This is a genomic window from Natronorubrum aibiense, from assembly GCF_009392895.1.
Lineage (GTDB): Archaea > Halobacteriota > Halobacteria > Halobacteriales > Natrialbaceae > Natronorubrum > Natronorubrum aibiense.
In genome coordinates, this window is the sequence record NZ_CP045489.1 from 261,696 (window position 1) to 275,135 (window position 13,440).

Genomic DNA, 13,440 nt, shown 5'->3' on the forward strand with positions numbered 1-13,440 from the left:
TTAGTCGTCGTTGGTTGGGATCGCTTCGCTCCCGTGCTGACGGGAGGCAGACGGTGCATCTTTGACGAACTGCTCCACAGCAAAGTCCTGGTAGACAGTGTCAGTGTCCTCGGGGTAGGCTTCACGGCCGACGAGATGGTTGACGAACTTCGTGTTCCGATAACAGCCGAGCCCGAGGTCGGGGACCCCGACCCCGTGGGTGTGGAACTCAGCGTTCTGGAGAAAGACATCCCCCGACACATCAACGTCGAGTCGGTGGTCCCTGGTCACCTCGAAGCGTCCCTCATCATCCCACCTGATCACCGTTTCGAGCGGCTCGAGAAAGCCTGGAATCGGGCGCTTGTAGCCGGTTCCGAGGACGATGACCTCGCTCTCGTGCACGAACGACTCTTCAGTCTGCCACTGATGGCAGTCGAGGGCATACGCGTCATCCATGTCGACGATATCCCGTACCTCGGTCATCGCGAAGAGCCCGACGTCGGGCTCGCGGTCACCGATCGAGCGGTGATAGAGAAGATCGTAGATTTCGGCGCTCGTTTCCGGGTCGATTCCTTTATAAAGCAGACCCTGCTCTGGGATGAGATCGTCCTTGACTGCTTGGGGGAGGTCGTAGACGTACTGCTCGTACTCGGGGGTAAAATGTTGCAGCCCCAGCTTGGAGTACTCCATCGGGAAGAAGCCATCCGATCGGGTCAGCCAGTCTAACCGGTAGTCACCATCCGGCTGGCGTTCCAGAAGGTCCTGGAACACCTCGGCAGCACTCTGTCCCGATCCTACGACCGTGACTGACTCGGCGTCCATCACGCGTTCGCGGTTGTACCGATAGTGTGCCGTGTGGAAGACATCCTCCTCCGAGTGCCCCTGGAGCGGCTCCGGAATCTGCGGTCGCGAACCGATTCCGAGCGCGAGGTTCTCAGCACGATATTCGAACTGCTCGTCCGTCTCCGGATGGCGAGCCACGACGACGTAGTGTTCGTGCTCGTCATTCCACCGGACTGTAGTCACCTCGCGGTTGAACCGGCAACTGTCGAGGGTCTCGCTGACCCACTTGAGATAATCGTTGTACTCACGACGAGGCGTCTGGAACGTCTCGTAGAAGTAGAACTCGTAGATGCGCCCCGTCTCCCGCAGATAGTTGAGGTAGCTGTGGGGGTTCGTCGGGTCGGCAAGCGTCACGAGATCGGCGATGAACGGCACCTCGAGGGTTGCCCCCTCGAGCAGCATGCCCTCGTGCCAGTCGAAGTCGGGCTCTCGTTCGAGGAAGACGGCATCGACAGATTCTTCGACACCGTCCAGCAGAGTTGCGAGACCGAGATTAAACGGCCCCAGTCCGATACCGACGACATCGTGAACGTGCTCCGATTCAGTCATCGGCGCTCACCTCGCTGCCGTCGTCCGCTTTCTGCTGTGGTGCAGCCGTCGCATCGGTGAGTATCTCAGTTTCGAACCGGTTTCGATCGCAAACCATCAGTACAGCATCCTTCTCGGCCTCGTCGAAGTGGAACTCTGCTTGCGATTCGAACCCACACTGTTCGAAGACGTGGATAACGCGGTCGTTGCGAGCATCGGGTTCCGCGATAACCCGTTCCGTCCCGGGATGGCGAAACTGCATCGCGACCACGGCCCGCAACAGCGGGAGAGCATAGCCACGGCCGAGATACTCGTCAGGGCCGATAAGTAAGTGGACGCCCTGGTCGGTCGGGTCAGCGTCATAGTGGTTCGCGACGTCATCCTCGGCGGCCCAGTAGCACTCCCAGTAGCTCATCGGAACGTGGTCCAAACACCCAATATAGGGCGTCAGGTGGTCGTCTGCGAGCTTCGCCGCGAGTCGGTCGCTAAACGCCGGGAGCGGTAGGTCGAGCTGCCAGTATGGTTTCACGTGAGCGCTCCCGAGCCAAGCGTGGAGCCGACCGAGGTCACGGTCGAGCGTCGCCTGCCGAAGTGATACGGTCCGTTTGATGCTTGGGTCGTACGTCTGGTAGTCGTAGTCCGTCGCGATAGTTGCGTCTGGTCCGGTCATAGGTCGAGTTCAGTGACGAGGGGATTGTTCACGTCCGTGTAGACGGACTGGTTCTCGAGGTCATTCTCCAGTTCGTCCAGTCCGCGAAACCGTGTCAGAAGATTGGCCTTACACGGGATAGTTGGCGATTCCAGCAGCGGCGTCAGGAAGTCCGACGAGGGACGATCGTAGTGCTCGCGGGCCCGCTCGAGTTCCGATCGGAGGAGCGCAAGCAGGCGTTGCTCGGCGACGAGTCCGGCACTTCCAAAGGCGTTGATGACATCGATCGCGTTGTTCAGAATGACATAGTAGCGGAGTCGCTCGTCGGCGATGGCGTCTTCACAGACGGTGTCGGCCCGCTCGCCAACGCCTGGAAGATAGGCGTCGACGTCGGGGTACTGCGATTCGGGGAAATAGAACCCCTGATTGTCGCGATAGCGGAATTCACACGGATAGCCGTCTTCATTGAGCGTAAGTACCGAGTTCTGCTGGTGGGCTTCTACGCCGACACCCTGAACAAGATAGAGCCACAGAATTGGGCGAATCGCGATTTCCAGGTACTGGCGGCACCATTCTTCGCTGACCGCCGCGGGATCGCTGTCCTCGCGCTCAGCGATGGTCGTGATGAGACGACCGAGACGCGACTGGCCCGTGATGGCATCCTGACAGAGCGCGACCAGTGGGGTCGAACGCTCGGCCAGTTCACCGCGGAAGGGATTGGCCCGGAGGACCGTCTCGAGTCCGGACTCGCGTTCGTCCCCGATATCGAGCGCGAGGAAGGCAGGATCGCGGACGATGTCGAAGTTCGGGAACGCCTCGGTAAGTTCGTCGCCGAACGCGGTATCAAGGAGTTCTGTGACAGCTACACCACGGTCGAGTTCCGGGCGCTTGTTCGTCCGCACAGAGTTCGTTATCTTCACGCATAACGATGATTTCACCATGAACGGGGTATCCGGGCTGTAGAGCGTCCGGACCGAGGTAGTCGGATAGAACTCCTGCCCGACTGCTCCGAGGTATTCGATCCCGCTTCCGAGATGGCGTCGGACGTGTGGCTGGTCACAGAGATAGTCCGCCTGCCACGGATGGACCGGCAACAGAACGTCGTCACTGTCGACGTGATCGTCGACGAACGTCTCGGGCACGGTGTCGTCCTTGCGCAGAGCGTCTTTCACCCAAGTCGTGGCGCTCCGATCGAGGGCCGACTGCTCCGCGACGAGGTCGGGATCCGCGCGGAAATAGTGGAGCGGGAACGCCCCGCGGAGTTCCGGCGCATACGTTTCTTGGTTCCGGGAAGCGATACCCTGTCGGCTCTTGGGTGTCGGATGACGATGATGTCCAAAGACGAGCGCCTGCTCCGCGTCGCAGAACGACAGCTGCTCGTCGTAGAGGTGTGCTTCGTCGCCCGTCCGTGCACGGACGAAGGTTTCGACGTTTCGCTTGCTGCGAAGGACCCGCTCGAGCAGTTCGTCCGGAACGGATCCGCCCTCTCGTGTGCATGAGAGGTCTTTCACGACGAGCGAGGCAAGCGTCGCGGCGTCGACCGGGTAGACTGTGCCGTCGGGGAGACGATACCGAACGGGCAGGTCGAACAGATGGCGCTCCGTTGGTGACCGGTACTTGAGGGGAGCCAGTATGTCGATTCCCTGTTCGGGCAGCCGGGTCCGAAGCAGTCCGTCCGGACCGGGTGTAACGTCTGCCACGCTCTCGTCGTGGACGGTGTAGTCGCCGGTCTCACGAAGGTAGCAGTTAAGGAATGCGTGCACCGTGGCGTCGTCGGCCCGTTCAGCGGGATCGACTTCCTGGTCCACACGCCCATCAAACTCCAGTGTCATGCAACCACCTCCTGTTCCTGGACGGCCGCCATGCCACAATCCCGGATGACATCCAGCATTGCAGCGATGTCCTCGAGCGTGGCGGTCGGGTTCAGCAGCGTAAACTTCAGACTGGTCACGCCCTCAACTTCCGTCCTGGCGACGACGGCGCTGCCGTCGTGGAGCAACCGCTCTCGGATATCCGCGTTCAACCGGCTGACTGCCTGCTTACTCATCGCCTCACGCGGCTGATAGCGGAAGACGACCGCGTTCAGCGTCGGTTCGTGCAACAGTTCGAAGTCGGTGGCATCCTCGATGAGTGATGTCGCATCGGAAGCCAACGCCACGGTCTCCTCGACAAGGTCCGACATTCCCTCACGACCGAGGGCACGGAACGCGAGATAGGGTTTCAGCGCGTCGAATCGGCGTGTCGTCTGGACCGATTTCGCGACGAGGTTCGGAACGCCGGTTTCGTCGTGTTCCTCTGGGTTGAGGTAGGCGGCGTTACGCGCCATCCACTCGAAATCATCCCCGTCGCCGAGGAGAAACGCACCACAGCTGATGGGCTGGTAGAAGAGTTTGTGGAAGTCCACGGCGATGGAGTCGGCACGCTCGATGCCCTCGAGCAGGTCGTCGAAATCGGTCAACGCGAGGGCACCGCCGTACGCTGCATCGACGTGGTACCAGAGGTCGTGCTCGGCGGCCCGGTCGGCGAGTTCGTCCAACGGATCAATGCTGCCGAAGTCGGTCGTTCCGGCTGTCCCAAGCAGCGCGAAGGGAGCCGCATCGCTAGCATCGAGCTCGGCGAGTATTTCGTCGAGTGCGTCGGAATCCATCCGGCGTTGCTCGTCGGTCGGAACGGCGACGACCGCGTCTTCGCCGAGTCCGAGGTGGTGAGCCGCCTGCTTGCCGGTAAAGTGGGCTTCCTCCGAGCAGAGGATGCGAAGCGACTCGGCCGCTGGCGGGAGTCCATCTGCTTGCACGTCACGGCCGAACTGGCGACGACAGTATCGGTCGCGGGCTAACAGGAGAGCCTGGAAGTTCGACTGCGTCCCCCCACTCGTGAAGACGCCATCTGCGGCATCCGAAAGGTCGAACAGCTCACAGAGTGCGTCGACGAATTCCTGTTCGAGGATGGTGGCGGCGGGCGCCTGATCGAAGGAGTCGAGCGACTGGTTCGCCGCGGTGAGCATCGCCTCTGCGGCGAGCCCCGGAATCATCGGTGGACACTGGAGGTGAGCTGCGCACCGCGAGTTCGAGGTTCCAACTGAGTGGGCGAGAACCTTGGTGGCGACTTCATCGATGGCAGTGCCCAGACCTATGCCGGTTTCGGGGATAACCGGATCTGCGAACTGCTCGGAGAGTGCTTCGGGTGACTGCCCCGAGTACGGGTTCTCGGCGATGGCGAGGCTATCCACAACGGCGTCGGTCGCTCGTTGTATGGCCTCACGATAGGCGGCAGTGCCCGCTTCAGAGTTAAGGAATAACTCATCTGCGCTCATACGGTCACCCCCGCCGGTTCTGCTTCAACGTCGGCAGCGGCGGCGACAGCCTCCTTGAAGATGGTCGCGATCTCGTCGATCTGTGTCTTCGACACGACGAGTGGTGGGAGGAACCGGGCCGTCGCACTTTCGCGGCCGCCGAGTTCGATGATAAGCCCGCGGTCGAAACACTCAGCCTGGACTGCCGCCGCAAAATCACTGTCCGGAGCGTGAGGGCCTGCGCCTTGCCAGTCGGCATCCGGATCGACGAACTCGACGCCCAGCATCAGCCCGCGACCCCGGACGTCTCCGACTGCACTGAATCGCTCGGCCATCGTCTCGAGGTGGTCTCGCAAACGTGCGCCCATGTCGGCGGCGTGATCGTCGAGGTCATTCTCGAGCACGTAATCGATAGTGGCTTCCCCGGCTGCCATCGCAAGCTGGTTCCCGCGGAACGTTCCGGCGTGTGCTCCAGGCTCCCAAACATCGAGCTCTTCGTCGTAGACGACGACGGCGAGCGGGAGACCGCCACCGATGGCCTTCGAGAGTGTGATCACGTCGGGCATTATTCCGGCATGCTCGAAGGCGTAGATCTCGCCTGTCCGTCCCAGACCCGCCTGAATCTCATCCAAAATGAGAGGAATGTCTCGTTCACGCGTAATTCGACGGATCTCTCGGAGCCACGCATCGGGCGCAGGAATCGCACCGCCTTCACCCTGGACGGGCTCGAGAATCATCCCGGCGGGGTCGGTGATTCCACCTTCGCCGTCATCGAGGAGGTTTTCGACATAGTCGCTCCCGATTCGATGTCCGTCCTTGCCGCCGACGCCGAACGGGCATCGATAGTCGTACGGGAAGGGGAGATGATGGACCTCGTTCATCAGCCCCGAAATGGGTTCTTTGGCACCAGTGTCACCCATCAGCGAGAGAGCTCCGCTCGTCATCCCGTGATAGGCACCCTGGAACCCGAGGATACTCCGGTTTCCTGTGGCCGTTTTGACAAGCTTTAGCGCAGCTTCGACGGCGTCCGTTCCGGCCGGGCTACAGAACTGGACCTTCGCTCGCTCGCTGAACTCGTCGGGCAGGCTCTCGAACAGCGAGTCGACGAACCGTTCTTTCGCGGGCGTAGAGATGTCGAGCGTGTGGAGCGGTCGCCCGGTCTCGAGCGTGCGCTCCATCGCTTCGACGACCCGCGGGTGATTGTGACCAAGCGCGAGTGTCCCTGCCCCGGCGAGACAATCGTAATACTCGTTCCCATCCATGTCCGTCACGGTGATGCCCTGCGCTTCACGGATGGCCAAGGAGAGATGCCGAGGGTACGTCCGCGCGTTCGATTCTCGTCCAGCCTGCTGGGAGAGGATGGCGCTATTCCCCTGTTCGAGGTAGGTCACCGTACGCCACCTCCGCACCAAGTCGAAGCTACTGCACGAGGAGTCTGTGCTCTTGTATTTGGTTTTCCCATATGAGTTTTAGGCTGGCCTAAATAATATAAAGCCGTCGATTTAGGTCAGCCTAAATCACACCTCCTATTTTCTCGACTTAAGTATTGATGATACAGTAACCATCAGAATTTTTCACTCAAAGACTGTTGTTGACTGTAGTGGATCATCTCGACGAGATCTCTGTCGAGGAATTGTAAGATGCTATCAACAATGTAGAGGGAAAGAAACCGATACAACGGCTCTTGGCCGTAATAGCGTACAAAAACGGTCTCACGCAGACTGGACTAGCCGAGTGGTACGACGTTCAGCGACGGATGATCTATAGCTGGCTCAAGCGACTCGACACGGACGAGTCGCTTAAGCAGGCCGTTACTGATGCTCACCGGTCTGGAAGAAAACCAAAGCTCTCAGAAGATGAGCAGAGATAATTCAAAGAAGCTGTCCACGAATCACCTGAGGAAGTTGGTCTTGACGCGACGGCGTGGACACCACCCTCGACCAACTCACGGTTGCTAAAATGAGTAACTATTTCTAAATTCGCTATACACCCACGCATCGGACAAGTTGCTGTCTCGAGTGAACCCTATTCCGAATCATCGGGGGCAGTATCTCGGAGGAGCATCGTCTTCACGCGACCGACTCTATCGAAATCACGGAGCCGATACACGAGCTCTCGGACCCGCGCCGCATCGCCGTGACAGAAGACTGTCTCTAAACACCAGTCATCCTGGTGAGTATGGCTCATTGTCTCGATGACATCCTGAAACTGATGCTGGGCGGAATGAAGATCGTGAATCACCTCGTGATGCTGATAATCGAAAGCCAGAACGGCGACAACCTCACCAGAAACCTCTTCGAGTTGTGAGTGCCCTTCGATATATTCCTGCATCGCTTCGCGAACCGCCCGCGAGCGAGAGTCCAGTCCTTCGGCCTGCCATGTCTCGTCGAACTCGTCGAGAATGTCCTCAGACACGTTCAAGCTCGTTCGCATACTCGCCAGTTGGTTCCCTACTGTCTTGAGCCTTCGATTATTACGAAATTACCGTTTTGGTCTTAACAAGCGCTATACAGCGCAACAATAGAAGCATAAGTGAATGATCCACGGAGAAGCGTTTCCACTATTAGCCGGCGCAATAGCGCTTGGATTCGTGCACGGCGTCGAGCCCGGACACGGGTGGCCGATTGCTGCGAGTTATGCGCTCGATCAGTCCAACAAGTGGCTTTACGGATTCGCTGCCAGCTCTCTCATTGGAATCGGACACCTTATCAGTAGTCTGGCGATGGTCGGCGTGTTCTTCTACACAAAATCCTACTTCCAGTTGACCCAAGTGAACGAGCCGATCTCGATCCTCGGGGGCATCACCATCGGCGGCCCGGTGAGTATCGTTGCAGGTGTGTTACTCATCGGTCTCGGAGTTCGAGAGTATACACACGACCACTCCCACGATCACGACCACCCCCACGAAGAGCACACGGGAGGCCAGTCCGCTCATCACGACCATCCCACATCACATATGCAAGAACACACCTCAGATGGGCTTCTTGAACGAGTAAAAACTCGGCTTGGAGGAATCAGTGGACATTCCCACGAGCATGGAACTGGGCCAGCTACTGACGCCGACCGCGGACTGCTCGGAATCGCCTGGTTCGCATTCGTACTCGGATTCGCCCACGAGGAGGAGTTCGAAATCATTGGCCTCTGTGCCGGTTCGACGTACTGCCTGGAACTGATGACCGCGTATGCGCTGACAGTCATCGTGGGTATCGTCGGGTTGACGATGCTCCTCATCGCTGGCTATCAAGAGTACGAGGAAACGGTCGAAAAGTACACACCGTACCTTCCGCTGTTCTCAGCGACCGTCCTCGTCATCATGGGGTTCGGATTTATTTCCGGTACCTTCTGAACCGGGACGAACCGTCTTAGCGCCCCCAATTTCTGCTAAAAGGTGCCGTAGATTGCTCTTATCACGGTGTCGCTTAAGGGATGCATCACATGGAGAATATCCGACTCGACATCAAGTAACTCCGAGTCTTCGTCCCGTTCGGACAAGAATAGGAGTACCGACTGGTTGGCACAGCCCGGAGTCTACCTTCACGACTTGTCCTGTGGATTCCAACCGCAGGAACAAGTGGTAGACTGCAAACCGAAATACCCCAACTGCGGTCGGGATTCCTCCGACAGAAGTCGGAGGAGGATGTCAATAAGCGGGATGCTCTATCTCTGAATCCAGACAGACTTGGTGACTATTATTCAGGACAGAGGGTGATATCAAAAAATCAAAGTAGCGTTCACTATAGCTACTGAGAGAATTCAGTTAATGATTTTAGCTGATGAAATAGTTAAAATATTGAATTATATAATAAGACAGACAATATGAAGCATATCTTAAAAGATAAAATAAAACAAGGGGTTTGTTGATTTGCAATTTAGAGAAAAGAGGGTCATTTTAAGTTCTATAATTAGTGTATAATGAAATGATTAGTGAATGTGAATAGATGATGTAATGAAGTCAAATACAGACAAAGATAGACTCCGTGCAAATGAACAAGGTACCTTACGTCGATCGTACCTCGGCGCGCTAACAGCCTTTGGTGTGAGTGGCGTGCTCACTAACTCTTCTTCAATGGAATCAAACGAAACGGCAAGTAGCCAGAGTCCTTGGCAGGGGATCAACTTGTCTGATTCGGGGACGACTGTCACCGAAAATCTCGCCCATCTCGATTTCGGATCATCGCTTGCAGCGACCGAGTTCGACGACAATAGTGTTCGGATTGACCTCGAGACAGGTACGTCGAATCCGAACATTGTCAACGTTCGAACCGATCTAGGAGTCGAACCGGAAGAGGATGATCTCTGGGGCGCGATCTACGACCACTACCAGTCGTTTAGCCCCAGCAATCGAAATCACATGTACGTGGTCCCATCGGGAACATGGTTCGTCGAAACGGACAATATCAACCTCGAAGCCCACGAATTCTTTGGTATCTCCGGAAATCAATCTGCAACACTCCGAATCAACGACCAAGATGTCGATCGTATGATGACCGTCGGGACGATCGGCAACTCGCGCCCGCACGCACAACGAACTGTAATGCGGGACCTTGAGATTGACATCCGTGGCGACTATGACACTGGAATCGGTCGATGGTACACTTACAAATTCGGCCTCATGGAGCGGATCACAATGCTCGGTTCACGAAATAGGCTCCATCCAGAGTACGGTGGTGACCGTCACACGATCATGGTGAACGGCGTTAAATCAACGACGACGAACCTCATCAGGGCGTGCCATCTCAACAATTGGGATGTACAATACGACGCTCCTCAGGTCGGTCACGCGATTGCGTACAGCTCGGAACCGAGCCATCTAGGGTTGAACATATGGGAAGGGTGTCAAGTGACCGGCTACACGGACAATGGGTTCTACATGTCGACCAGCAATGGACGGAACCTCATTGCAGGCTGTACGGCAGTCAACTGTGCCGGCGCAGGCATTCGTATCGGTGCAAACGACATGGTCCGCAACTGTAAAATCATCATGCGGGAAGAACCTGCACATTCGTGGAGTGGGCTGTGGCTTGAGAACGGCGGTGGACAGGTAGTTGAGAAACTCTACATTCGAAACCAGATCGAGAAATCAACCGAGATCATCCGCTGTACACAAAACGGCAGCGCGCGACTCACAGACGTTCATATTACCGACCGTGGTTCCGGTGGTCGAGTAATCCGGGTAAATGACGATAACGATAGCAGAACTTCCTTCGATTCGTGTACCATAGACGATCAATCGAGTCCGACAAATGACGATTACGGAGTGTACGTACAGTCATCGAACGTTCAATTCCGCGATTGTGAGTTCGATTTCACATCACGATCGGATAGCCAACGCCATGGAATATTTGTAAATGGTCGAGGTGACAACGTTAATCGACTCGTCATCGACAACTGTGACATCGACGCGGATGGCGCAAGTTTGCGATTCGCCGACAGCGGAGAAAAACACAAGATTCAAAATTCGGTCTTTGAGGCGCTCGTGATGAGCGACAATGGAGCAGCGCTCACAGACGTACTGTGGCTTGGGAATCATCACGAAGGGAGGACGGTCTTCCACGGAGAGCGATCGAACTGGAAGGGAGACTTCAACTGGGGATTCGAATTGTAGTCCTCCGCAACTCTCCTGCAGATAGCAGCCTCATTGCGCTGGGAAAAATTTACATCGCGCACGGTGTTGGGCAGATGATGAAATCGTAGGGCGTGGGAACAATGACGCTCGTCTAAAGTTCGCCTCTAGTAACGTCCACTGACACCTCCATTTCGATGGCTGTTTTGGCTGACCGGTCGAGCATTTCACTGGCAAACACCGCAAAATCATTCCAACTATCAAGGAGTGGCAAACTGCACGAGTTTATTCTCACTCACGAACGTCGTCAATCGAATCGGAGACGTCACAGGTCGCCTGTACTATCGAATCGATTGATCAGAAGATCGACTCCTCGACTGGCGAGGTCGCTGATGAGAACCCCGACTTCATCCAGTCGGGCGCCGCCGCAGTCGTCACCATCCGACCGCAGAAACCACTCAGCATCGAGCCGTCCAGCGAAATCTCTGAACTCGGGAGCTTCGCCATCCGCGACATGGGCCAGACCATCGCAGCCGGCAAGGTCCTTGAGGTCCACGAGCGGACCTGACGACAGCGTCGAAAAACGCGCTTGTCGTCCCCGCCGCCGCGCTCGAGGCACGAGAGGGCGTCGTGTGCCTTTTTAATGAGTCGCTCTTCGGTAGATTAGCGGAATACATTGACGGCGACGCAATCGATGAAACCGTGGATCGGTGCACCAGTCAGGTTTAGTGACCGGAGAAAACCGTAGGTGCGAGCGGACTGCTCCAAGCCTGAGGGTGTCATACAATAGTTCTCAACACCCATTATTCACGAGACCAGTCATGAATAAAGCAGACAATTGGCAAAATTACCAGATTACACGTAAAACGAGAACGCTATAACCTCCGGGTAGCGGGTGTGAGACGAATTCTATGACACGTTCACTGATTTTGTATAGTGTATCCCATACAACACACTACTATTGGGTGCTCTATTGAATAGCGATCTAATCAGCCGATATCACTAGCTTAGAAGGATGAAGCCGAGGAATTCGATTCTGTCCTATGGAAATCGATCTCCTCGACTTCATTGAGCAGTGTCGTGACCTAGCCAAACAAGCGTTGGGGAAGCACGCGGGCGAGCCCGCCAGCGGCGGGTTCGCCCGCTGGGTCCATGTCGTCCTACACTGTTTTCGGCTCGAAAAAAGCCACAGCTACCGTGAAACGCCGAATCGGTTGAAGTATATGACCGAGATTCGTGACGTACTTGGTCTCGATCAAGAGAATCTCCCCGACTACAGCACGATCTACAAGTCGTTCGACCGGCTGAAATTGTGGGTGTGGCGGGCGTTGCTGTGCGTTTCAGCGCAGCAACACCCGCAGTCTGGCCACGCTGCTCTCGACAGCACGTTCTTTGACCGCGCCGTTCTTCGTCGTACTTCCGCCAGCGGTCAGGAAATACCGTGCAGACGCTGAAAGTGACGACATTAACTGAGATAGAGTCGCTCGCTGTTCTTGACGTCCATATCACAGCACGGTGGAAGCACGATACAAAGACCGGACCGCAGGCCGTCCGCCGAAACGCGGACGACCTGCAATCCGTAGTTGCCGACAACGGGTTCCAAGACTGGCACACTGAGTACGAAATCTCCGCACTTGATGTTGAGTACCTTGTTCACTACCGCGGCTCATCACCGAATGCAGTCGTGAACAACGCGCTCATCCGGGCAAAAGGTTACTCTCAGCGCTGGATGGCCGAAACCTCGTACTCAACAACGAAGCGCTCGCTCGGCTGGTATCGCCAGTTCCGTGAAATTGTCCTGATGTTCGCCCTCATCAACATAGAATCGCTGTGTGAGCCTCTGTGACCGTGGTTCAGCAACTATTCAACAGAGCAAAGGGTTCAATCCAGTAGTGCCGTTTTGACTTAAATACCAATATGACAATGTGTGAAGCTGAGCTACCTCTCCAGTCGTCCCTGAACAACGTTCGTCCGAACACGGAACCTAAATATGTTTTCCTCGGTGATATACACCCATGACACGTGAACCTAGACCGGACGATATCGACTGGGAATTCAAGGATCGCGATATTAAGATACTTCGAGAGCTGGCATCCGACCCTCAAATCTCGAGTCGCGAACTCGCGGATCTGCTCGAAGAAAAATACGATATTGACATCTCAAATGTTACGGTAAGCGAGACAATTCGAAAGATGCGAGAGTCCAGGATATTTCATGAGGCAATCCTCCCAAATGAAGAGTTTTACAACTTTGCTCTATTCGAATTTAAATTCTTCCCGTGGGGATTCAGTGATAATTGGAAGGAAGCGATGGAGCACATCATGAACGATGAGCACACTATGATGTATTTTATCTCTAACGGAGAATACCAGTGGAAAACTATTATGATGTTCCGAACACGTGAAGCGGAATCGAAGTGGATTCACGACTTCTACAGGGATTACGGCGACGTCGTCCTGAACGTTCGTAACTCTGTCGCACACAACATGCTGAAATTCAGAACCGACCCGAAGATCTTCGAACTGCTCGACGAATCTTGACATCCTCCCCGCGCTAAAGCGCGAGGATTCCTCCGTTGGGGGTTCG

9 protein-coding genes and 5 pseudogenes are annotated in these 13,440 nt (G+C 56.1%); 7 read left to right on the top strand and 7 right to left on the bottom strand.

Annotated elements, in window-relative coordinates; all coding sequences use genetic code 11:
- From GCU68_RS17805 to GCU68_RS17825, 5 genes are read right to left on the bottom strand one after another with little or no spacing between them, the layout of a single operon-like run.
- A complete protein-coding gene (locus GCU68_RS17805; RefSeq protein ID WP_152943936.1) occupies positions 1–1,371 on the bottom strand; it encodes a lysine N(6)-hydroxylase/L-ornithine N(5)-oxygenase family protein in 1,371 nt (456 codons plus the stop codon).
- Positions 1,364–2,020: a GNAT family N-acetyltransferase gene (locus GCU68_RS17810; protein WP_152943937.1), complete on the bottom strand. Its 657-nt coding sequence runs from the start codon at positions 2,018–2,020 to the stop codon at positions 1,364–1,366. Before GCU68_RS17810 ends, GCU68_RS17805 begins: the two co-directional genes overlap by 8 nt.
- Complete coding sequence (locus GCU68_RS17815) at positions 2,017–3,831, bottom strand: IucA/IucC family protein (RefSeq protein WP_152943938.1); 1,815 nt, start codon at positions 3,829–3,831, stop codon at positions 2,017–2,019. Before GCU68_RS17815 ends, GCU68_RS17810 begins: the two co-directional genes overlap by 4 nt.
- Positions 3,828–5,312 carry a pyridoxal phosphate-dependent decarboxylase family protein gene (locus tag GCU68_RS17820; RefSeq protein ID WP_152943939.1) on the bottom strand — a complete coding sequence of 495 codons (1,485 nt, stop codon included), beginning with the start codon at positions 5,310–5,312 and terminating at the stop codon, positions 3,828–3,830. The genes GCU68_RS17815 and GCU68_RS17820 overlap by 4 nt, the downstream gene beginning before the upstream one ends.
- The gene (locus GCU68_RS17825) at positions 5,309–6,682 is read right to left on the bottom strand and encodes a diaminobutyrate--2-oxoglutarate transaminase (RefSeq protein WP_152943940.1); all 1,374 of its coding nucleotides are present in this window, start codon (positions 6,680–6,682) and stop codon (positions 5,309–5,311) included. The genes GCU68_RS17820 and GCU68_RS17825 overlap by 4 nt, the downstream gene beginning before the upstream one ends.
- Before the next feature lie 254 nt (positions 6,683–6,936).
- Here GCU68_RS17825 and GCU68_RS17830 point away from each other — a divergent pair.
- Positions 6,937–7,224, top strand: a pseudogene (locus tag GCU68_RS17830) (helix-turn-helix domain-containing protein); the annotation flags it as partial.
- 92 nt (positions 7,225–7,316) lie between these two features.
- Here GCU68_RS17830 and GCU68_RS17835 read toward each other — a convergent pair.
- Entirely contained in the window at positions 7,317–7,724 is a 408-nt protein-coding gene (locus GCU68_RS17835; RefSeq protein WP_152943941.1) for a CopG family ribbon-helix-helix protein, read from the bottom strand.
- Positions 7,725–7,827: 103 nt separating this feature from the next.
- Between GCU68_RS17835 and GCU68_RS17840 the strand changes: the two genes are divergently transcribed.
- The 4 genes and pseudogenes from GCU68_RS17840 to GCU68_RS17850 form a co-directional block, all read left to right on the top strand.
- The gene (locus tag GCU68_RS17840) at positions 7,828–8,637 is read left to right on the top strand and encodes a hypothetical protein (RefSeq protein ID WP_152943942.1); all 810 of its coding nucleotides are present in this window, start codon (positions 7,828–7,830) and stop codon (positions 8,635–8,637) included.
- Between the two features lie 102 nt (positions 8,638–8,739).
- Positions 8,740–8,880: pseudogene (locus GCU68_RS21780) on the top strand (RNA-guided endonuclease InsQ/TnpB family protein); the annotation flags it as partial.
- Between the two features lie 357 nt (positions 8,881–9,237).
- Positions 9,238–10,896, top strand: coding sequence for a right-handed parallel beta-helix repeat-containing protein (locus GCU68_RS17845; RefSeq protein ID WP_152943943.1), 1,659 nt, complete (start codon positions 9,238–9,240; stop codon positions 10,894–10,896).
- A 280-nt stretch (positions 10,897–11,176) separates the two neighbouring features.
- Positions 11,177–11,422, top strand: a pseudogene (locus tag GCU68_RS17850) (elongation factor 1-alpha C-terminal domain-related protein); the annotation flags it as partial.
- Between the two features lie 95 nt (positions 11,423–11,517).
- On the opposite strand, the pseudogene GCU68_RS17855 reads toward GCU68_RS17850, so the two are convergent.
- A pseudogene (locus GCU68_RS17855) lies at positions 11,518–11,637 on the bottom strand (IS1595 family transposase); the annotation flags it as partial.
- A gap of 260 nt (positions 11,638–11,897) precedes the next feature.
- On the opposite strand from GCU68_RS17855, the pseudogene GCU68_RS17860 reads away from it, so the two are divergent.
- Positions 11,898–12,700, top strand: a pseudogene (locus GCU68_RS17860) (transposase).
- Positions 12,701–12,869: 169 nt separating this feature from the next.
- The gene (locus GCU68_RS17865; protein ID WP_152943944.1) at positions 12,870–13,394 is read left to right on the top strand and encodes a winged helix-turn-helix domain-containing protein; all 525 of its coding nucleotides are present in this window, start codon (positions 12,870–12,872) and stop codon (positions 13,392–13,394) included.
- The last annotated feature ends 46 nt before the right edge of the window (positions 13,395–13,440 follow it).

Bases quoted from the DNA above. Each gene is read 5' to 3' on its own strand.
- GCU68_RS17805 (WP_152943936.1), bottom strand. From the start codon at position 1,371: ATGACTGAATCGGAGCACGTTCACGATGTCGTCGGTATCGGACTGGGG.
- GCU68_RS17810 (WP_152943937.1), bottom strand. From the start codon at position 2,020: ATGACCGGACCAGACGCAACTATCGCGACGGACTACGACTACCAGACG.
- GCU68_RS17815 (WP_152943938.1), bottom strand. From the start codon at position 3,831: ATGACACTGGAGTTTGATGGGCGTGTGGACCAGGAAGTCGATCCCGCT.
- GCU68_RS17820 (WP_152943939.1), bottom strand. From the start codon at position 5,312: ATGAGCGCAGATGAGTTATTCCTTAACTCTGAAGCGGGCACTGCCGCC.
- GCU68_RS17835 (WP_152943941.1), bottom strand. From the start codon at position 7,724: ATGCGAACGAGCTTGAACGTGTCTGAGGACATTCTCGACGAGTTCGAC.
- GCU68_RS17840 (WP_152943942.1), top strand. From the start codon at position 7,828: ATGATCCACGGAGAAGCGTTTCCACTATTAGCCGGCGCAATAGCGCTT.
- GCU68_RS17845 (WP_152943943.1), top strand. From the start codon at position 9,238: ATGAAGTCAAATACAGACAAAGATAGACTCCGTGCAAATGAACAAGGT.
- GCU68_RS17865 (WP_152943944.1), top strand. From the start codon at position 12,870: ATGACACGTGAACCTAGACCGGACGATATCGACTGGGAATTCAAGGAT.